Here is a 19,365-nt window from a genome sequence, read left to right as displayed (position 1 = left end):
CCGCCGCGATGCCGGTCCGATCCCGTCGCCTCGTTCTGGCCCTCCTCGCCGCGATCTCGGTCGCCGTCCAGCTCCGGGTCTCCTGGGACGTCTGGAGCCTCGCGACGCGCGACGGCGACCCGGCGCGACGGCCCTTCTCGATCCTGACGGCCACCGGCCGCATCGTCGCACCGGAGGACGAGGCGCTGGCCGCGGGCCTGCGGGAAGGCGACCGCCCCACGGAGATCGCCGGCCGCCCCTTCCGGGGGACCGCCGACCTTTCCGCCCCGGTGCGCGCGGCCTCCCCCGGCGACTCCCTCCGGGTCGTGGTGGAGCGGGAGGCGACGGTCGCCGCCGCCGACGTCCGGCTCGCCGCGGACACCCTCGCCCGAACCCCGGGGGCGGAGGTCGTCCTCTGGGTCCTCCGGTTCGTGATGCCGTGGCTTTCGCTGAGCCTCGGGTTCTGGGTCGCGTTCGCACGCCCGCACGATCGGCGAGCCTGGCTCCTGCTCTTCCTGATGGCGACCTTCACCGATCCGTTCGGCCGCGGCGTCTACGCGCACTGGGAACCCGGCCTTCGCGAGCTGGGCCAGCTCTGGGGCGCGCTCGCCGGCAGTTGCTGGCCGATCGCGATGATGCTGTTCGGGACCTTCTTCCCCGAACGGATCGGGATCGACCGGCGCTTCCCTTGGCCCCGGCGGATCGCCACGCTCCTCCTCGGCACGCACGCGGCGCTTCGCGCCCTTTCCGCGGTGCTGGCGCCGGCGTGGATCGACGCGGCGGCCGTCCCCGCGCGCCTCTACACCGGCGTCGCGGTGCCGGTGTTCGTCCTCGGGATGGCGGCGGTCTCGTGGTTTTTCATGAGCCAGGGCATCCGCCACGCGACGCCGATGCCCCCCGACGTGCGGCGGCGCCTCATCCTCCTGCAGGTCGGGACGACCGCCGCGCTGCTCCCCGGGTTCGGGCTCGTCATCGCCTCGCTCGTCACCGGCCGGGACTTCGAGTCGCTCGCCCCGCCGTGGGTGCTGTTCCCGGCGTTCCTGGCGACCGTCCTCTTCCCGCTGACCCTCGCCTACGTCGTCGTCGTCGAGCGGGCCCTCGACGTGCGCGTCGTGATCCGCGAGGGGCTGCAGTACGCCTTCGCGCGCCGGGGGATCTTCGCGCTGCGGGTCGTCCTGATCGCGGGCACGGCGGGATTCACGTTCTGGCGGATCGCGACGCGGCCGGACATGCGACGGGTCGACGTCGTCGGGGCGCTCGCGGTCGGCGCGCTCCTGGTCGTGCTGCTCAAGCGTTTCGGCGACGCGACGCTGCGGTGGACCGATCGTCGCTTCTTCCGCGAGGCGGTCGACGCCGAGCGCGTGCTCGGGGCGCTCGCCGAAGAGGTCCGCACCGTGGTGGATCGCGACGCGCTGGTGGACGTGATCGTCCGGCGCCTGCGCGAGTCGCTTCACGTCGAACGCGTGGCGGTCCTGCTCCGCGGCGAGCCGGGGTTCCCCGCCGGCCTCCAGGACCTCCGCAAACCCGTCCGCGTGAAGCGGGGGGCCGACCCCGCCCTCGACGCGCTCGGCGCCGAGGTCGTCGTTCCCCTTCCCGCACGCGACCACCTCAACGGCGTCCTCGTGCTCGGCGCGCGCCGCGCCGAGGCCCCCTATTCCGCGGCGGACCTGCGCCTGCTCGAATCGGTCGGCGACCGTGCCGGGGTCGCGCTCGAGAACGCGCGCCTCACCGCCGCCGTCGCCGCCGAGGCGGCGCAACGGGGGCGCCTCACCCGCGAGGTCGAGATCGCCCGCGAGGTGCAGCAGCGCCTCTTCCCGCAGGCGCTGCCGAAGGTCGCCGGCCTCGAGCTCGCCGGGTACTGCCGCACCGCCCTCGGCGTGGGCGGGGACTACTACGACTTCCTCGTGCTCCCCGACGGCAGCCTGCTCTTCGCGATCGGGGACGTCTCCGGGAAGGGGATCGGCGCGGCGCTGGTGATGGCGAGCCTTCAGGCGTCGCTGCGCGGCCAGTCGATCCGGGCGTCGGGGGATCTGGCGCAGCTGATGGAGACGGTCAGCGCCCTCGTTCACGACGCCACCCCGGAGAACCGCTACGCCACGCTGTTCGTCGGGCGTTACGAGCCGAAGGCGCGCCGGCTCGTGTACGTCAACGGCGGGCACAACGCGCCGGTGCTCCTGCGCGCGAACGGGGAGGTGGAGCGCCTCGCCGCGACCGGGATGGTCGTCGGGCTGATGGAGGGAACGCGCTTCGTCGAGGCGGAGACCGCCCTCGGCCCGGGCGATCTCCTGTGCGGGTTCAGCGACGGGATCAGCGAGGCGATGACCGGCGACGACGAGGAGTTCGGCGAGGAGCGCCTGCTCGCGGCGTTGCGGGGAGCGGACGGCGCCTCCCCCCGCGAGGTGATCGACCGGCTGTTCGCCGCGACCGATGCCTTCACCGCCGGCGCCGCGCAGCACGACGACATGACGGTCGTCGTCTTGATGGGGACGGCGACCTTCTTCCCCAACCCCGAAGCGCCCGTTGCGGGGTTGGGGAAATAGGTTGCCGTCCCCATTTACATCGCCAGCTTGATCCCGAACTCGATGGTGCGTGGGGGGCCCGCCGCGGTGATCGGCTGGCCGAAATTCTGCGCGGTTGCGCGCCCTTCGACCTGACCCGCGTTGAAGCGGTCGAAGACGTTGAAGACCTGGGCGAAGAACTCGCCCGACTTGACCTTCCCGGCCGCAAACGGGCGCGTGACGCGAAGGTCGACCTGCACGTAGGCGTTCTCCTTCAGGCCGGTCACCGGGGCGAGGTCGAACCGCTCGCGCAGGGCGTTCACCTCCTCGAGCGGGGACTTCGCGCCGGTGTTGCGGCCCACGCCCTGGGGCCGGTCGGTCGTGATCCCGTCGCTGTTCTCGTCGCGGCCGGTCGTGACGTTGAACGGTGCGGCGCTCATGTATTGCGCCACCGACGAGAGCCGCAGCCCCCACCAGGGGAGCGGCATCTCCCCCGCGACGACGAAGCGGTGGCGACGGTCGTAATCCGACCGGCCGCGCTCGGAGGCGAAGCTCTCGAAAGCCCCCGCGTCCGCGACGGCGGGGCGCGGCGGCAGGTAGATCCCTCCCAGGAGCGGGTCCGGGCCGTCGTCCTCGGAGCGGGACAGCGTGTACGACACGCTGTGCCAGGAGGACTCGCCGCGCCACTTCCAGCCGAGCTCGAGTCCCGAGTACCAGCTGCGCCCCTCGGTCACGACCGCGGCGATCGAGCCGACGACCGGGTCGCGGTGGACCGGGAGCGCGTTCACGCCGCTCGCGTCGATGACGGGATTCAGGTCCTTCATGCGCGGCTGGGAGAATCCGAGCGTGCGCACGACGTTCGCGCTCCACGCCCCGCGCCCGATCGCCCCTTCGGCGCCGAGGTTGAACTGGTTCGCGTACGGGGTATTCAGCTCCGTGCCGGTCGAGAAGCGCAGCGTGAGCTCCTCGGGGAACTCGAGCGCCTGCTTGATGATGTCGATGCCGATCTCCTCGATGAACTCGGGGGTCAGCTCGACCGTCGTCCCCTGCGGGAAGTAGAGCCCGATCTTCGTCCCCGACGTGATCGCCGACACCGCGGGGAAGGCGAGCACCAGCTTGTCGTAGAAGATCCCCGCCCCTCCGCGCACCACGAGCTTGCCGTCGTCGCGGGGCTGCCAGGTGAACCCGAACCGCGGCGCGAAGTCGTTCCAGTCCCGCGGCGCCCCGCCGTTGGGGGTGTTGGGCGTCTCGACGCGCGCCGACTCGGGGAGGCGGAACGTCGAGGCGTCCCACCGGAGGCCGTAATCGAGGAGGAGCTTCGGCGAAACCTGCCAGCTGTCCTGCGCGAAGAAGCCGATCCGCGTGTCGTCGAGCGTGGACTTCGGGTCGCCGAAGATCAGCTGGTAGACCGTGGCGTACGTCGTGATGTCGCCGTCCTCGTCGACCCGGCCGTCGCCGTCGTCGTCGACGTCGGGGACGCCCGGGCAGGGGATCGTGGGGAGGATGCAGTACCCGAGCCCGTCCCCCTGGCAGTCGGCGTCGCGACGGCACTCCGTCGGGCTGAGCGGGTCGCCGAGGGAGCAGTGCCCCTCGACCTGCGAGGCGACGATGTCGCCGCAATCCCCGGGCTCGAAGGGGGCGTCGGTCTCGTAGAGGAAGTTCCCGACGGGGTTGAACCGAGCCTCGACCCGCGTCTTCGAGTGCGTGATGTCGTACCCCGTCTTCAGCGTGTGGTTGCCGCGCCGCAGGGTGAGGTTGTCGACGATCTGGAACCGGCGCTCTTCGCGAAGCTGCGCGCTGAGGTCGTTGCCGCCGTAGATCCCCGACGGCCGCTCGATCCCGAAGTCCTCCGAGTTCGCCTGCTGGTCGAAGGTCGAGGACCCGTACAGGAACCGGAGCTCGTTCGTCGCCCTGGGGGAGAGCACGGAGGTGAGGGACGCCGCGAGCTGGAAGTCCTGCTCGTCCACCCCGAACCCCGACTCGGGAGTGAACACGCCCCCCACGTTGAGGTTGGGGGTCTTCCGGTCGTCCGCCGAGAGCCGCACCATGAGGACGTTGTTCGTGTCGAGGTTGAAGTCGGTGCGCAGGAAGAGGTTGTCGTCGCGCCGCCGTTCGGACACCCGCCCCCCGGCGATGCCGTTCTCCGTCGTCCCGGTGTACGGCGTGACCTCCTCCGCCCCCTGATGCTCGTAGGCGACGAACCAGAAGGCCTTGTCCTTCGCGAAGGGGCCGCTCGCCCGGAACCCGGTCTGGAACCCGGAGCCGGACTCGGTCCCCTCCCCCGGCAACGCGTTCACCAGCGCCCCGGAGGAGTTCCACCGCGCCGCGGAGCCCTGCGCGAAGAAGGCCGACTCGAGCTCGTTCCCGCCCCGCCCGGTGACGATGTTCACCACCCCGCCCGAAGCGCGGCCGAACTCCGCCGCGTACTGGTGGGTGAGGACGACGAACTCCGAGACGACCAGCTGCGAAAACGACGCGTTGAGGTTCGTGCCGCTCGACTGGTCGTTGTTGTCGAGTCCGTCCACGAGGAACGAGTTCGACCGGCCGGTCTGGCCGTTGATCACGAAGGCCGAACCGCGTTCGCCGTAGTAGTTCCCCGCGGGGGCCACACGCACCGACGCGTCGAGCAGCGCGAGGTCGGTCACGTTGCGCGCGGCGATCGGGATCTGCTCGGTCTCGACGCGCCCGATGCGAAGCTCCCCGCCGACACGCTGCGGGTCCACCAGCGGCGCGGCATCGGTGACCTCGACCTCCTCCACGAGCCCCTTCCCCACGGCGAGGTCGACGCGCAGGGTCTGCTGGAGGCGCAGGACGACGCTGATCGAGTCGCTGAGCACTCCCTCCGGGCTGCGCGCGACGAACACCCACTCCCCGGGTTCGAGGAGGTCGAAGCTGTACCGTCCGGATGCGTCGGTGACCGCGGTGCGCACGACGCCGCTCCTGGCGGCGCGGGCCTGCACGAGCGCGCCCGGGACGGTGCCGCCGCTCTCCGAGGCGACGACGCCCTGCACCCGCGCCGTGGTCGATTGCGCAACCGCGGCGCTCCATCCGACGAGGAGCATCGCGGCGGCCAGGAGGAGTCGCTTCACGGGACGAATCTACCTCAAGGACCCTGACCGCCGGGCCCCCGGGCGACGACCTTCAGGTAGGTCGAGGCGGGGTTCCCCGTCCAGCAGGTCTCGAGCCCCACCGTCTGCCCGACCGTCGTGAAGTTCGCCGGGCTCGTCGGCGAGGCGGCGCCGAGAACGTCGTATCCCGTCGCGCACGTGTCGGCGGTCGGATTCCAGCAGACCTGGACGTCCGTTCCACTCTTGTTCACGACCACGCCGGTCACCGCCGCGGCGGGGACGCAGCTGCCTCCCGTCGTCGCGCGCTGCACCTCGACGGGGTAGAGGAACGACGGATCCCCTGCGACCTGCGTCGGGTACTTGATGCTCTCGTAGGTCCGGTTCAGCCCCGACGACGGATCGGTGTAGTTCGCGATCGAGGTCACGGTGAAGTGGTACGTGGTCCCGGGGGTGAGCCCCGAGATCGTCGCCGTCGTCCCCACGAAGCTCACCTGCCCGGCATTCGCGTCCGAGTCGAACGCGTAGGGAGTCGTCGCACCCGAATCGGTGTCCCAGTAGATCTTGTAGCGGGCGATGCGGTGCGTGTCGTTCCCCGGGTTCCACGACAGGCTCACCGTCGTGTCCGTGCTCGCGTTCGCCGCGATCGACACCGGCGGGTAGAGCCCGTACGCGATGCTCGTGTTCTCCGTCGTGGTCCACGAGGTGAAGTTGGGGACGAGCTGCGGAGACTGGAGCAGCACGAGCGTCCCCACGTAGGGCGACTGCCACGTGTAGACGACGGTCCGGACCTCGTCGAACTTGAAGATGCAGCCGGAGTCGGAGTAGACGCAGAACTCGCCGACGGTCCTCACGAGCAGGGCGTTGAACGTGTGCCCCGAGGGTGTGGTGACGACGCCGCCTTTCAGGATCGTGCCGCCCTGCGTCCCCGCGAAGCCGGAACACGACCTCGAGTAGAGCTGCTGGAAGAGGCCCCCGCAGTCGCCGCACGTACAGTTGAAGAGGGTCTGCTGGCAGGAGGAGGTCGGACCGCCGCTCCACGCGTCCCCCGCCTGCATGTACCAGCCGCCGGCGTCCTGGTGCGGGAAGCGCCACAGCGGGACGGGGTTGCGGGTACGGCCGCTGGTGCTGACGTAGCAGTACCGCGTCTCCCCGCTGCCGAACGCCCCCGGGGTCCCTTCCTTCTGCGCCCCCGCCCGGGACCAGATGGTGACGTCGGTCGCGCGGTTCTCGCGCTGCGTGACCTGGTTGTCCTTGCGGACGAGGGTGTTGGATGAGTTGTATTTGTCCTGGCGGCCGAGGTCGGCCGTCGGGTCGGTGTAGCCGCACTGGGAATTCGCCGCGTTGCAGCTCTCCTGCGCATTCAAGGGAACCTGGAGCTGCGCGACGTCGAAGGTCCCGGAGGTGTTCTGGGAGAAGTCCCAGCTGTTCGCGTTGATGAGGTCGCCGATCGTCGGGTAGGCCTCGGGCGTGAGCGACGAGACCGGCACCGCTCCCCGATCGAATCCCCAGTTGAGGTCGACGTTCGACGGCTTGTAGAGCTGATCGACGTAGATCTTCAGGTCCGCCGCCCCGGCGAGGATCTCCTCCGCCACGAACCCGCCCTTCGCCTCGAGGGCGGTCTTCCCGTCGGCCGAGGCCGTGCTCTCGACCTCGGCGACGACGCCGGCCCTGGGGTCGACCCAGCGGTAGACCAGCGACGCCGGCCGGAAGCCGGCCACCCCGGCGGGCCGGGACAGGACGAGCGCTCGCTGCAGGACCGTCTCGCGCGGCCCGCTCGGCAGGTGGACCCAGCCGATTCCGACGACGCTCGTCTCGACGACCAGCCGCTCGCCGGCCGATTCGATCTCGAGGGTCTCGCGCGTCCCGGGCTTGAGGCTCGCCGTCCGGTCCGGCGCGAACCAGCGCAGCGCCGCGTCGGCGGGATCGACCGAGGTCCACTTCGTGATCGCCCCGTCGATCGTCCGCTCGACCGACCCCGGGCCGAAGGTCAGCGTCCGGCGGGTGTCGCCGGCCCGCGGCACGCCCGTCAGATCCCACCGCGACTTCCCTTCCGGCTGAACGAGGTCCGCCGGGAGGGACCCGCGCAGGTCGAGGCGGGAGGCGCGAACGTCCCGATCGGGCGCCGCCTGGGCGGCGACGGCCCAGGCCGCCGCGATGAAGACGGCCACGAATCGATGGTGTCGGCGCATGCGGCGTCCCTTCCTCCCCTCGAGACGCTGCGCCTTTTACCCTCCGCCACCCCGGTTGGCAAGGGGAAGGCGCCCCCGGGGGTCCGATGCCCAGCGAATTCCGGAGGTTACAGCCCCCCGACACGCAGAAGGACGATCGCCGACGCCGCCAGGGCGACCGCCACCCCGAGCTCCCCCATGCCGAGCGCCCGGAGGTTGGCGGGAGGGCGTGCCAGCCCCCACGACGTGCGGATCGCCGCCGGAGCCAAGGCGAGAAGCGGGAGGGCCGCCACGAGCCCGGCAACCGCGAGCGCGACGACGCCGACCGCCACCCCCGCGTGCGCCGTCAGACAGCGCACCGTCGCCGCCGCGCGGTCCTCGCGGAAAGCGCCGTATGCCCGGACGAAGGCCACCGAGGACAGGAAATAGGCGAAGGCGATCGCCGCCGCCGTCCACGCACGGCGGTCGAGGACGCCCGCCGCCGCCGCGACGAGGGGGGCCGCCAGCGCCATCCCCGCCATCCCCACGAGCTCACTCGCGATCGCCCGCCCCGAACCGAACGCCGCCGCGACGAAATAAACCGCCGCGCACCCCCCGCTGACCGCGGCCAGCGTCCCCAGCGCCCCGCGCGTCGGCGAAAGAAGCCACGTTGCTGCGAAGGCGACCCCCGCGCCGCCGAGGTAGATCGCCCCCCAGCTCCACCGCGCGCGGGTCCACTCGGCCGGACCCGGTTTCCCCGTCCGCTTGCGCTGGAGCACCGGCACGAGGGCGTAGTGCGCCAGGAAGGCGAGGATCGCCGCGGCGGGGACCCCCCACGCCGCGGGGCTTCCCCCTCCCAACGTCAGCCCGAGAATCAGCGGCAGCGCGAGCATCACCCACGCGCCGTGTTCTCTCGGGAGCGGAGGGGGAGCGGTCACGGGGTCAGGCCTCGGGGCGCGCGGCGCGCATCGCCTCGAGATCGTCGGGCCGGAGCATCTGCTTGGCCATCGGGAAGAGGATCTGGTTCTCCTTCGCGATGTGCTGCACGAGGAGGTCGACGATCGACGACGCGACACGGGCGAGCTGGGCCCCCTCCTCGGCGCTCGCCGTTCCCCCCTTCACGGCGTCGAGCAACGGCCCCACGTGGGCGTAGAGGTCCCAGAGCTGCCGATGCTCCGCCCGCATGACGACGCACGGCCCGTGAGGACCGAAGTAGAGCTCGAGCTTGGGGAACAGGTGATCCTCCTCCCACTGATTGTGGGCCCGGATCTCGGTCTCCAGGAACCGGAGCGCGCCCTCGAAGTCCGCGAGGGCTCCCGGCTGGTCGAGGCGCGTCGCCGCGACGCGCAGCCGCTCGAGCTCCCGCAATGCCGCCTCGTGTTCCACGACCAACGCGTCGATCGGGTCCATCGGTCACCTCCGCGGCGGATCATCGGGCGAGGGACGGTCGCGGTCCGTGACCGGGGTCACGCCCGCTCGCGACGCGGCGTGTGATATTGGTCACAGCCGCAAGAGGCCCACGGGACTAATCAAGGAACATGAGCGTCCCGGCGTCGTCGCTGCGCGTCCTCCGTGTCGAGGTCCCCGCCGAGGACCATCACCGAAGACTCGTCGCCTGCCAGGAGGCCTGCCCGGTCCACACCGACGCGCGCGGGTACGTCCGGGCGATCGCGGAGGGACGGTTCGAGGAGGCCTACCTCATCGCCCGCGGGCCGAACCCGTTCGCCTCGATCTGCGGGCGGATCTGCGGCGCGCCCTGCGAGACCGCCTGCCGACGCGGGAAGGTCCCGAAGGTCGACGACGACGGGGCGTTCGTCGGAAACGACCGGCCGGTGGCGATTCGCGCCCTCAAGCGGTTCGCCTGCGAGCAACACGGCGTGGAGGCGCAACCGCCCGAGGAGGTCCTCGGAAAGCTGCGCGACTGGATTCCCGAGGTCGGCGCCGGGATCGAGGAGATGGCCGGGTTGCTGCGGGCGTCACTCGACGGGAGGTTCGTCCCGGCGTCCGGCGAACGCGTCGCCATCGTCGGCGCCGGCCCCGCGGGGCTGTCGTGCGCCCACGACCTCGCGCTGATGGGGCTCCGCCCCGTCGTCTTCGAGTCGGAGCCGGTCGCCGCGGGGATGTTGGTCCTGGGCGTTCCCGCCTACCGGCTTCCCCGCGAGCTGATCCGGCGGGAGATCGCGGTGATCGAGGCGCTGGGGGTCGAGATCCGCTGCTCGACCGCCGTCGGACGCGACGTCGACTTCGCCACGTTGCGCCGCGAGTTCGCCGCCGTCGTCGTCGCCGTGGGGGCCAAGCGCCCGCGCTCCCTCGGACTTTCCGGCGAGGCGGGGCCGCGGGTCTACGGCGGGGTCGATCTGCTCCGCGCCGTCGCCCTCGGCGAGGCGCTCGACCTCGGCGGCGACGTCGTCGTGATCGGCGGCGGCAACGTCGCCTACGACGTCGCGCGGACCGTGCTGCGCCAGGAGGCGTGGGACGCGGCGCGGACCGCGGCGCGCCTGGCCGGCACGCGGCGCGTGCGCCTGGTCTCCCTCGAGACGCTCGAGGAGATGCCCGCGGACACCCTCGAGATCCTCGAGGGGGACGAGGAGGGGGTCGAGCGACTCAACGGCTGGGGCCCGCTCGAGATCCAGCGGGGGCTCGACGGATCGGTCACCGGGGTGGTCTTCCGCCGCTGCCTTCGCGTCTACGACGAGAACCGGCGGTTCGCCCCGACCTACGACGACGCCTCCACGCGGATCGTCGAGGGCGACACGGTGATCTTCGCCGCGGGGCAGATGCCCGACCTCGCGTTCCTGAAGGAAGGCGCCCCCGACCTCGAGGAGGCGCGACCGGGCTGGCCGAAGGTGGACCCCGCGAGCAACGAAACGACCGCGCCGGGGATCTTCGTGGCCGGCGATCTCGCGCACGGGACGCGCCTGCTCATCGACGCGGTGGCCTCCGGGAAGAAGACCGCGCGCGCGGTGTACCGCCACGTGACCGGCCGCACGATCGAGGCGACGGCGCTGCAGGCGCACCTGCCGATCGAGCGCTGGCGCCGGGAACGCGGGTACGAGGCGTTGCGGCGCACGGACATCCCCCTGCTCCCCCCCGAGCGTCGCCTCGCCAGCCCCGAGGCGCTCGTCGAGATCGGCTACGACGCGGTTCTGGCCCGCCGCGAGGCCTCGCGTTGCCTCGATTGCGGGGTGACCCCCGTCTTCGACGGCGCGCGATGCGTGTTGTGCGGCGGATGCGCCGACGTCTGCCCGACCGAGTGCCTGAAGCTCGTCGCGCTCGCGGACGTCGCCCCCGAGCTCGGCCCCCCCGACGATTCCGCGATCCTCAAGGACGAGGACCGCTGCATCCGGTGCGCGCTCTGCGCGATGCGATGCCCGGTCGACGCGATCTCGATGGAGCGCACGACCTTCACGACGACCTGGAGGAGCCGATGACGACGAAGCCCCACTCGGCCGAAGCCGAACGCTCGAGGCTCGACCCGGATCCCGTGCCGCGTCGCGACTTCCTCGGCCTCGCCGCGCTGAGCGCGATGGGCACCGCGGTCCTGTTCGCGCTCGCCGGCATGTTGCGCCTCCCCAAGGCGGCCGTGCTCCCGAGCCCCTCGAAGAAGTTCCGCGTGACCCTCCCCGAGAACCTCGCCGAGGGGCAGCCGTTCGTGCCCCCCGGGCGCTCGGTCGCGTTGTACCGCGATGCCGGCGGGATCTTCGCGATCTCGACCGTCTGCACCCACCTCGGCTGCATCGTGAAGCCCGCCGAGGACGGGTTCCATTGCCCGTGCCACGGCTCGCGTTTCGCGCCGGACGGCTCGGTCGTGCGCGGGCCCGCACCCAAGTCCCTCCCCTGGCTCGAGGTGAGGGAGGTCGCCGGCGGGACCTACGTCGTGGACGAAGGGTCGGTCGTCCCGCAGGGGACGAAGGTGACGATCACATGAGCGCGCTCCGGGCCTTCGTCGCGAACCTGCGCGCGGCGCCGCGGCGCTTCGTGGAGACGATGTTCCGCGGCGGCAGGCCCGCAACCGACCGCACGCGGTCGACGTTCGTCTTCGGGAACGTCTTCCTGCACCTCCATCCGGTCCGCACGCACCGCTGGTCGCTGCGCTGGGCGACGACGTGGGGCCTGGGCACCGCCGCCTTCGCGGCGTTCCTCATCACGCTCGTGACGGGCGTGTTGCTGATGTTCTATTACAAGCCCTACCCGGACGTCGCCTACGCCTCGATCAAGGATCTCCACTTCGTCGTCCCGACCGGCCGGTTCATCCGGAACATCCACCGCTGGGCGGCGCAGATCATGGTCGCGGTGGTGATCCTGCACATGGCGAGGGTGTTCTTCACCTCGGCCTACCGAGCCCCGCGCGAATACAACTGGGTCGTCGGGATGGGGCTGCTCGTGGTGACCCTCGGCCTCTCGTTCACCGGCTACCTGCTCCCGTGGGACCAGCTCGCGTACTGGGCGATCACGATCGGCGCGAACATCGCGCAGTCGCCGCGGGAGGTGACCGACGCGCTCGGGATGACGGGGTGGTTCGACCCCGGCGGGCTCCAGAAGCTGATCCTGCTGGGCTCGGAGGACGTCGGCGAGGAGGCGCTGATCCGCTTCTACCTCCTGCACGTGATGATCCTCCCCCTCGCCCTCGCGGCCCTCGTCGCCGTGCACTTCTGGCGGATCCGGAAGGACGGCGGGCTCGTGCGCCCCGCCGACGCCGACGCGCGCCTGGGCGCACCCGAAGCGCCGATCGTCCCGGCCTTCACCGAGGCCCCGGCGAAGACCTACAGCCTCGCGGCGATCGTGAAGGGGAAGACCCCGTGGGTCGGCCGCGGCCCCGAGAACACCGTGCCGTCGATGCCGCACCTGTTCTACGGCGAGGCGGCGGTGTTCATGCTCACCACGTTCCTGTGCGTGGCGCTCGCCCTGGTCTCCGACGCGCCGCTCAAGGAGATCGCGAACCCCGCCGTCCCCGAGAACCCCGCGAAGGCGCCGTGGTATTTCCTCGGGCTCCAGGAGCTCGTCTCGTTCTCCGCCTTCATGGGCGGCATCGGCATCCCGGGGATCGTCCTGCTCGGGCTCGGCCTGATCCCCTACCTCGACCGCGAGACGGAGGGGACCGGGGAGTGGTTCGGAGGGCCGGGAGGGCGGCGCCTGGTCGGAACCTCGATCGCCTTCGGCCTCGGCGCGGTGCTCCTCCTCGAGGTGTTCGTCGTGAACGTCGGGTGGATCCGCCAGTGGTGGACCCACGCGCCGCAGCTTCTGATCACCGCGGTCAACCCCGGGACGGTTCTCACGGTCGCGTACGCGGCCTTCTCGTTGTGGGCCATCCGCCGCTTCGACTCGGTCCGGGCGGGAGCGTTGGCCCTGTTCACCTGTTTCCTGTGCGGCTTCGTCGTCCTCACGATCGTCGGCACGTATTTCCGCGGCCCGAATTGGGACTTCTACTGGCTGCACTCCCAGTGGCCGGGGCATTGAGATGAAGCGCAACAAGGTGCTGCTCCTCGTCTCGAGCCTCGCGACGCTCGCCGTCCTGGGCGTCGCCGCGTGGGACGAGAACGTCGATCGCGAATGGCGGCGCCTGCAGGCCGCCTACGCGAGCCTCGCCCCGGCCGGGTCTCCCGTGCTGCTCCGCCAGGTCGTCGCGCCGAAGACCTCCGCCATGGACCGCTGCGTGAGCTGCCACGTCGGCATGGCCCCCGGCGAGACGCCGATCGCCGGCCATCGCGTCTTCGGAAAACACCCCGACGTGGTGCACGACCCGAACGACTTCGGGTGCGTCGTCTGCCACGCCGGCCAGGGGCGCGCGACCGACCTCGAGGACGCGCACGGAACGGCCGAGTTCTGGCCGACCCCGATGATCCCGCGGAAGTTCGCCTACGCCGGTTGCGGCACGTGCCACACCAACCTCCGCGTCCCGAACCTCGCCTCCCTCGAGCGCGGGCGCGCGATCTTCGAGCGCGCCGACTGCCTCGCCTGCCACGCCGTCGACGGCCGCGGCGGGACCCTTCGCCCCCTGGCCGCGGCGGCCCCCGCCGGCGGCGATCTGTCGCGCGTGGGGGTGCGGGGGTACGACCGCGCGTGGCACGCGAAACACCTCGCGACGCTCGAGGGGTTCGGGGCGATCGCCTCCGAGGATCTCGACGCCATCGCGGTTTATCTCGACTCGCGGGTCGGGGCGCCGGGCCTCGTCGAGGCGAAGGCGACGTTCCACACCCTGGGCTGCCGCGGGTGCCACAAGGTCGGCGGGGTCGGCGGCGACGACGGCCCCGACCTCACCCGCGTCGGCGAGAAGGACCCCGGGCGGATCGACTTCCGGAGGATCGGGGACGGCACGCGCAGCCTCGAGGCGTTTTTCGCCGAGCACTTCCGCGCTCCCGCCGCCGTCGTGCCGGGTTCGGCGATGCCGGCGCTCGGTCTCTCCGACGCCGAGATCGAGCGACTCGACTACTACCTGTTCTCGCTCCGACGCGCGGAGCTCCCCGAGGCGTTGTGGCCGATGGACCGCGTCCGGACCGAGCGGATGGGAGAGCGCGAGTTCGCCACCGACGGCGCGACGCTCTACGGGACGTTCTGCGCCGCCTGCCACGGTCGATCCGGCCAGGGGATGCGTTACCCCGGAGCCCCCGCGTTCCCGGCGATCGCGAATCCGGACTTCCTGAGGGTCGCGTCCGACGCGTTCGTGCGCGCGACCGTCACCCACGGCCGGCCCGGCCGGCGCATGCCGGCGTGGGGTCCCGGGGGCCTGCGCCCCGAGGAGATCGACGCGCTGGTCGCGCACCTGCGCGAGCTCGGCGGGACGGCGTTCGAGCCCGACGCGAGGCCCGCGCGGTGGGTGCGCGGCGACGCCGCCGCGGGGGCGACGCTCTACGCCGGCGCGTGCGCGTCCTGCCACGGCGAGAAGGGCGAGGGGAAGGAGGGGCCCTCCCTCCGGAATCCCGTGCTCCTGGAGAACGCGACCGACACGTACCTCTACGAGACGATCCGAAACGGGCGCCGAGGAACCTCGATGGAGGGCTTCTCCCGCGCATCCACGACCCGCCGCGAGCTGTCGGACGAGGAGATCGAGTCCGTGGTCGCGTTCGTGCGCCGCTGGGAGGTGAAGCGATGAGCCGGGATCTCGACCGCAGGCGATTCCTGAAGTCCGTCTCCGCCGCCGGGTTCGGCGCGTTCGTCGTCTCCGCGACCGACGGCTGGGGGCTCGACGCCCCCGACAACCCGCTGGCGCGTTACCCGAACCGCGACTGGGAGCACGCCTACCGCGACCTCTGGAAATACGACTCGATCTTCACGTTCCAATGCGCGCCGAACGATACGCACAACTGCATCCTCAACGCCTACGTCCGGTCGGGGGTCATCACGAGGATCGGGCCGACGATGAAGTACGGCGAGGCGGAGGATCTCGACGGGAATCGCGTGAGCCACCGCTGGGACCCTCGGGTCTGCCAGAAGGGACTCGCCCTGACCCGGCGCTTCTACGGCGACCGGCGCGTCCGCCATCCGATGGTCCGCCTGGGTTGGAAGACGTGGGTCGAGAAGGGGTTCCCGCGCGGCGAGGACGGGAAACCTCCCAAGGAGTACTTCAACCGCGGGAAGGACACCTGGGTCCGGGTCACCCACGAGGAGGCCGCCTCCCTCGTCGCCGCCGCGCTCGTCGACATCGCGAGGACCTACACCGGGGAGAAGGGATCGTCGCTCCTCAAGGCCCAGGGTTACGACGACCTCATGGTGGAGGCGACGAAGGGCGCGGGAACGCAGGTCCTGAAGTTCCGCGGCGGCATGCCGCTCCTGGGGATGACGCGCGTCTTCGGGATGTACCGCCTGGCCAACGCCATGGCGCTCGTGGACGCCAAGCTCCGCGGGGTCGCGCCCGACAAGGCGCTGGGGGCCCGCGGCTTCGACAACTACTCGTGGCACACGGATCTTCCGCCGGGCCACCCGATGGTGACCGGCCAGCAGACGGTCGAGTTCGACCTCCACGCCCTCGAGCACGCGAAGACGGTCGTCGTCTGGGGGATGAACTTCATCACGACGAAGATGCCCGACGCCCACTGGCTCACCGAGGCGCGGCTCAAGGGAACGCGGATCGTCGTCATCGCCTGCGAGTACTCGGCGACCTGCACGAAGGCCGACGACGCGATCGTCGTCCGGCCCGGGACGACGCCCGCCCTGGCGCTGGGCCTCTCGCACGTGATCCTGCGCGACGGCCTCTACGACGCGGACTACGTCAAGCGCTGGACCGACCTTCCGCTCCTCGTCCGCATGGACAACCTGCGGTACCTGCGGGTCTCGGAGGTCTTCGGCGACGCTCCGGCGGCGCTGCGCAACCAGACCGAAGTGCAGGCGCCGGGGGACAAGACCGCTCCGCCGGGCCTGCACGACGCGATGCTGATCCCCAAGGCGATCCGGGACGCCTGGGGGGATTTCGTCTGGTGGGACCGGAAGACGAACGCACCCTCCCGCCTCAACCGCGACCAGGTCGGGAAGTTCTCCCCGATCGGCGACCCTCGGCTCGAGGGGGTCGTGGAGGTCGCGCTGAAGGACGGGACGAAGGTCCGTTGCCGCCCGGTCTTCGACCTCGTGAAGGAGTACTGCGCGCATTTCGACCCGAAGACGACCGAGGAGTGCACGTGGGCCCCCGCCGCAGCCGTCGAGGCGCTCGCCAAGCAGGTCGCGAAGACCCCCGGCACGACCCTGTTCGCGATCGGGATGGGTCCGAACCAGTTCTTCAACAACGACAACAAGGACCGCGCGATCTTCCTGCTCGCCTCGCTCACCGGGAACGTCGGCCGGATCGCGGGAAACGTCGGCTCGTACGCCGGGAACTACCGGACGGCGATGTTCAACGGCGCCCCGCAGTACATCAACGAGAATCCGTTCGACCTCGAGCTCGACCCCGCGAAGCCCGCGCGGCCGAAGCAGTACTGGGTCGCCGAATCGGCCCACTACTACAACCACGAGGACCACTTCCTGAAGGTCGGCAAGAAGGTCCTCACCGGCAAGGGGCACATCCCCGCGCCGACGAAGTCGATGTGGTTCGCGAACGCCAACTCGATCCTCGGCAACGTCAAGTGGCACTACAACACCGTGATGAACGTCCTCCCGAAGATCGAGATGATCGCCGTCAACGACTGGTGGTGGTCGACCTCGTGCGAGTGGGCCGACGTCGTCTTCGCGGTGGACTCCTGGTGCGAGCTGAAGCATCCGGACATGACCGCCTCGGTCACGAACCCGTTTCTCGGCGTCTTCCCGCGCACCCCGCTTCCGAAGATCTTCGACACGCGGGGGGACATCGAGGTCCTCGAGGCCGTCGCGCGCAAGCTCGGCGAGCGCATCGCCGATCCGCGCTTCACCGACCTCTTCAAGTTCGTCCGGGACGACCGGGCGGAGGTCTACCTGCAGCGGATCCTGGACTTCTCCTCGAACGCCAAGGGGTACCGGTTCACCGAGCTCGAGGCGCGCGCCAGGCGCGGCGTTCCCGCCCTGATGATGAACCGCACGAACCCGAAAGCGGTCGGGTACGAGCAGGTCACCGACTCGAGGCCCTGGTACACGAAGTCGGGGCGCCTCGAGTACTACCGCGAGGAGCCGGAGTTCATCGGCGCCGGCGAGAACCTCCCCGTCCACCGCGAGCCGATCGACTCGACCTTCTACGAGCCGAACGTGATCGTCGCGCCGGCGCACGAAGCGATCCGCCCCGACGGCCCGGAGAGTTACGGGGTCGAGCGGAGCGATCTCTCGTGCGAGGTCCGGCAGGGGCGCAACGTCGTCAAGACCTGGGCGCAGACGCGGGGCTCCGCGCACCCGCTCGCGAAGGACGGATACAAGTTCGTCTTCCATACCCCCAAGTACCGCCACGGCGCGCACACGATGCCGATCGACGTCGACATGGTGGCGATCCTGTTCGGTCCGTTCGGCGACATCTACCGCCACGACAAACGCATGCCGTTCGTGAGCGAGGGGTACGTCGACATCAACCCGCTCGACGCGAAGGCGCTCGGAATCGACGACGGCGACTACGTGTGGATCGACTCCGACCCGGAGGACCGCCCGTTCCGCGGCTGGCAGAAGGACAAGGAGAACTACAAGTGGGCGCGCCTGCTGTGCCGGGCGCGGTACTACCCGGGGACGCCGCGAGGCGTGACGCGCATGTGGTTCAACATGTACGGCGCCTCCCCGGGCTCCTACGAGGGGCAACACACCCGTCCCGACGGGCTCGCGAAGAACCCGCGCAGCCCCTACCAGGCGATGTTCCGCTCGGGGTCGCACCAGTCGACGACCCGCGGCTGGCTCAAGCCCACGCTGATGACCGACTCCCTCGTGCGCAAGGAGCTGATGGGTCAGAAGATCGGCGAGGGATTCGTCCCCGACGTGCACTGCCCGACGGGAGCCCCCCGCGAGGCGATCGTGAAGATCACGCGGGCGGAGGCGGGAGGGCTCGACGGCCGCGGGATCTGGCGCCCCGCGCAGCTGGGCTTCCGGCCGAGCTACGAGAACGAGGCGATGAAGCTCTACCTCGCCGGCGGCTTCGTGAGGAAGAACGGAAGGAGAGGCTGATGGCACGCGTGCACAACTGGCAGCTCGGCCGCGAGATGTCGTACTGGTACCCCGAGTCGCGGCCGCAAAAACAGTTCGGCGCGATCTTCGACGTCAACAAGTGCATCGCGTGCCAGACCTGCACGCTCGCCTGCAAGACGACCTGGACCTCGGGGAAGGGCCAGGAGTACATGCTCTGGAACAACGTCGAGACGAAGCCGTACGGCTTCTACCCCCTCGCCTGGGACGTGCACGTCCTCGAGAAGCTCGGAAGCCAGGACTGGACGAACGGGCGCTACGAGGGGCGGACCCTGTTCGAGGCGGCGCAGGCCGGAGAACGCGTCGTGGGATGGCGTCCCCAGGAGATCGACTACGCGCACCCCAACGTCGGCGAGGACGACTGCGCGGGGCCGATGATCGACGCCGGCGCCTTCCTCCAGGTTCCGCACCTGAGCTGGTTTTTCTACCTCGCGCGGATCTGCAACCACTGCACCTACCCGGCGTGTCTGGCCTCCTGCCCGCGCGGCTCGATCTACAAGCGCCCCGAGGACGGGATCGTCCTCCTCGACCAGGGGCGTTGTCGCGGCTACCAGGAATGCGTGAAGGCGTGCCCCTACAAGAAGACCTTCTTCAACCCGATGACGGGGACCTCCGAGAAGTGCATCGCCTGTTTCCCGAAGATCGAGCAGGGGCTGCAGCCTCAGTGCTTCGTGAACTGCATCGGGAAGATCCGCTTCGCCGGGTTCATCGACACCCCCGACAAGGTGCGGGAGGACAACCCGATCGATTACCTCGTGCACGTGCGCAAGGTGGCGCTCCCGCTGTTCCCGCAGTTCGGGCTCGAGCCCAACGTCTACTACGTGCCCCCGATCCACGCGCCGAGGGCCTATCTCGACCAGATGTTCGGCCCCGGCGTCGATCACGCGATCGAGACGTACCGCTCCGCCGTCGACGACAAGACGCTCGCGGGCCTGTTCGCCCTGTTCGGGTGTACGGACCGGATCGTCCCGCGATTCCGCCGCCAGGGGGACGTGATGCTCGGGCTCGAGGAGGACGGCACCGAGATCGTGCGCGTCCCGATCACCGAGCCGGTGCAGGTTCGTCCCGCCCACGACCCGCGCTTCGGCGTCATCCGCACGAACACCCCCTGAGGACCGG

Annotated in this window: 11 protein-coding genes; 7 read left to right on the top strand and 4 right to left on the bottom strand. The window is 70.7% G+C overall.

What is annotated here, in order from left to right; genetic code table 11:
• Nucleotides 1-8: 8 nt before the first annotated feature.
• Complete coding sequence (locus VF139_17725; protein ID HEX6853240.1) at nucleotides 9-2,519, top strand: SpoIIE family protein phosphatase; 2,511 nt, start codon at nucleotides 9-11, stop codon at nucleotides 2,517-2,519.
• Between the two features lie 14 nt (nucleotides 2,520-2,533).
• Here VF139_17725 and VF139_17720 read toward each other — a convergent pair whose 3' ends face one another.
• From VF139_17720 to VF139_17705, 4 genes are all read right to left on the bottom strand, one after another.
• Nucleotides 2,534-5,566 (bottom strand): TonB-dependent receptor, encoded by a 3,033-nt coding sequence (locus VF139_17720; GenBank protein ID HEX6853239.1) that lies wholly within the window; start codon nucleotides 5,564-5,566, stop codon nucleotides 2,534-2,536.
• 14 nt (nucleotides 5,567-5,580) lie between these two features.
• Nucleotides 5,581-7,713: a fibronectin type III domain-containing protein gene (locus tag VF139_17715; protein ID HEX6853238.1), complete on the bottom strand. Its 2,133-nt coding sequence runs from the start codon at nucleotides 7,711-7,713 to the stop codon at nucleotides 5,581-5,583.
• 128 nt (nucleotides 7,714-7,841) lie between these two features.
• A complete protein-coding gene (locus tag VF139_17710; GenBank protein HEX6853237.1) occupies nucleotides 7,842-8,630 on the bottom strand; it encodes a YwiC-like family protein in 789 nt (262 codons plus the stop codon).
• Nucleotides 8,631-8,634: 4 nt separating this feature from the next.
• Nucleotides 8,635-9,102 (bottom strand): hemerythrin domain-containing protein, encoded by a 468-nt coding sequence (locus VF139_17705; protein HEX6853236.1) that lies wholly within the window; start codon nucleotides 9,100-9,102, stop codon nucleotides 8,635-8,637.
• 128 nt (nucleotides 9,103-9,230) lie between these two features.
• On the opposite strand from VF139_17705, the gene VF139_17700 reads away from it, so the two are divergent.
• The 6 genes from VF139_17700 to VF139_17675 are packed head-to-tail and all read left to right on the top strand — an operon-like array spanning nucleotide 9,231 to nucleotide 19,358.
• On the top strand, nucleotides 9,231-11,123 hold the full coding sequence (locus tag VF139_17700; GenBank protein ID HEX6853235.1) for an FAD-dependent oxidoreductase: 1,893 nt from the start codon (nucleotides 9,231-9,233) through the stop codon (nucleotides 11,121-11,123).
• Entirely contained in the window at nucleotides 11,120-11,620 is a 501-nt protein-coding gene (locus VF139_17695; GenBank protein HEX6853234.1) for a Rieske 2Fe-2S domain-containing protein, read from the top strand. The genes VF139_17700 and VF139_17695 overlap by 4 nt, the downstream gene beginning before the upstream one ends.
• Complete coding sequence (locus VF139_17690) at nucleotides 11,617-13,149, top strand: cytochrome b N-terminal domain-containing protein (protein ID HEX6853233.1); 1,533 nt, start codon at nucleotides 11,617-11,619, stop codon at nucleotides 13,147-13,149. Before VF139_17695 ends, VF139_17690 begins: the two co-directional genes overlap by 4 nt.
• A gap of 1 nt (nucleotide 13,150) precedes the next feature.
• Nucleotides 13,151-14,782, top strand: coding sequence for a c-type cytochrome (locus tag VF139_17685; GenBank protein ID HEX6853232.1), 1,632 nt, complete (start codon nucleotides 13,151-13,153; stop codon nucleotides 14,780-14,782).
• On the top strand, nucleotides 14,779-18,228 hold the full coding sequence (locus VF139_17680) for a molybdopterin-dependent oxidoreductase (protein ID HEX6853231.1): 3,450 nt from the start codon (nucleotides 14,779-14,781) through the stop codon (nucleotides 18,226-18,228). The genes VF139_17685 and VF139_17680 overlap by 4 nt, the downstream gene beginning before the upstream one ends.
• Nucleotides 18,228-19,358: a 4Fe-4S dicluster domain-containing protein gene (locus VF139_17675; protein HEX6853230.1), complete on the top strand. Its 1,131-nt coding sequence runs from the start codon at nucleotides 18,228-18,230 to the stop codon at nucleotides 19,356-19,358. The genes VF139_17680 and VF139_17675 overlap by 1 nt, the downstream gene beginning before the upstream one ends.
• Nucleotides 19,359-19,365: the final 7 nt, after the last annotated feature.

The sequence above is a fragment of the Candidatus Polarisedimenticolaceae bacterium genome (assembly GCA_036376135.1).
GTDB lineage: Bacteria > Acidobacteriota > Polarisedimenticolia > Polarisedimenticolales > DASRJG01 > DASVAW01.
Note: the sequence above shows the minus strand (reverse complement) of the source record. Positions and strands in the feature narration are given on the sequence as shown.

What these genes read in the sequence shown, in the direction of transcription:
- VF139_17725 (HEX6853240.1), top strand. Translation starts at nt 9, where the DNA reads ATGCCGGTCCGATCCCGTCGCCTCGTTCTGGCCCTCCTCGCCGCGATC.
- VF139_17705 (HEX6853236.1), bottom strand. Translation starts at nt 9,102, where the DNA reads ATGGACCCGATCGACGCGTTGGTCGTGGAACACGAGGCGGCATTGCGG.
- VF139_17700 (HEX6853235.1), top strand. Translation starts at nt 9,231, where the DNA reads ATGAGCGTCCCGGCGTCGTCGCTGCGCGTCCTCCGTGTCGAGGTCCCC.
- VF139_17695 (HEX6853234.1), top strand. Translation starts at nt 11,120, where the DNA reads ATGACGACGAAGCCCCACTCGGCCGAAGCCGAACGCTCGAGGCTCGAC.
- VF139_17690 (HEX6853233.1), top strand. Translation starts at nt 11,617, where the DNA reads ATGAGCGCGCTCCGGGCCTTCGTCGCGAACCTGCGCGCGGCGCCGCGG.
- VF139_17685 (HEX6853232.1), top strand. Translation starts at nt 13,151, where the DNA reads ATGAAGCGCAACAAGGTGCTGCTCCTCGTCTCGAGCCTCGCGACGCTC.
- VF139_17680 (HEX6853231.1), top strand. Translation starts at nt 14,779, where the DNA reads ATGAGCCGGGATCTCGACCGCAGGCGATTCCTGAAGTCCGTCTCCGCC.
- VF139_17675 (HEX6853230.1), top strand. Translation starts at nt 18,228, where the DNA reads ATGGCACGCGTGCACAACTGGCAGCTCGGCCGCGAGATGTCGTACTGG.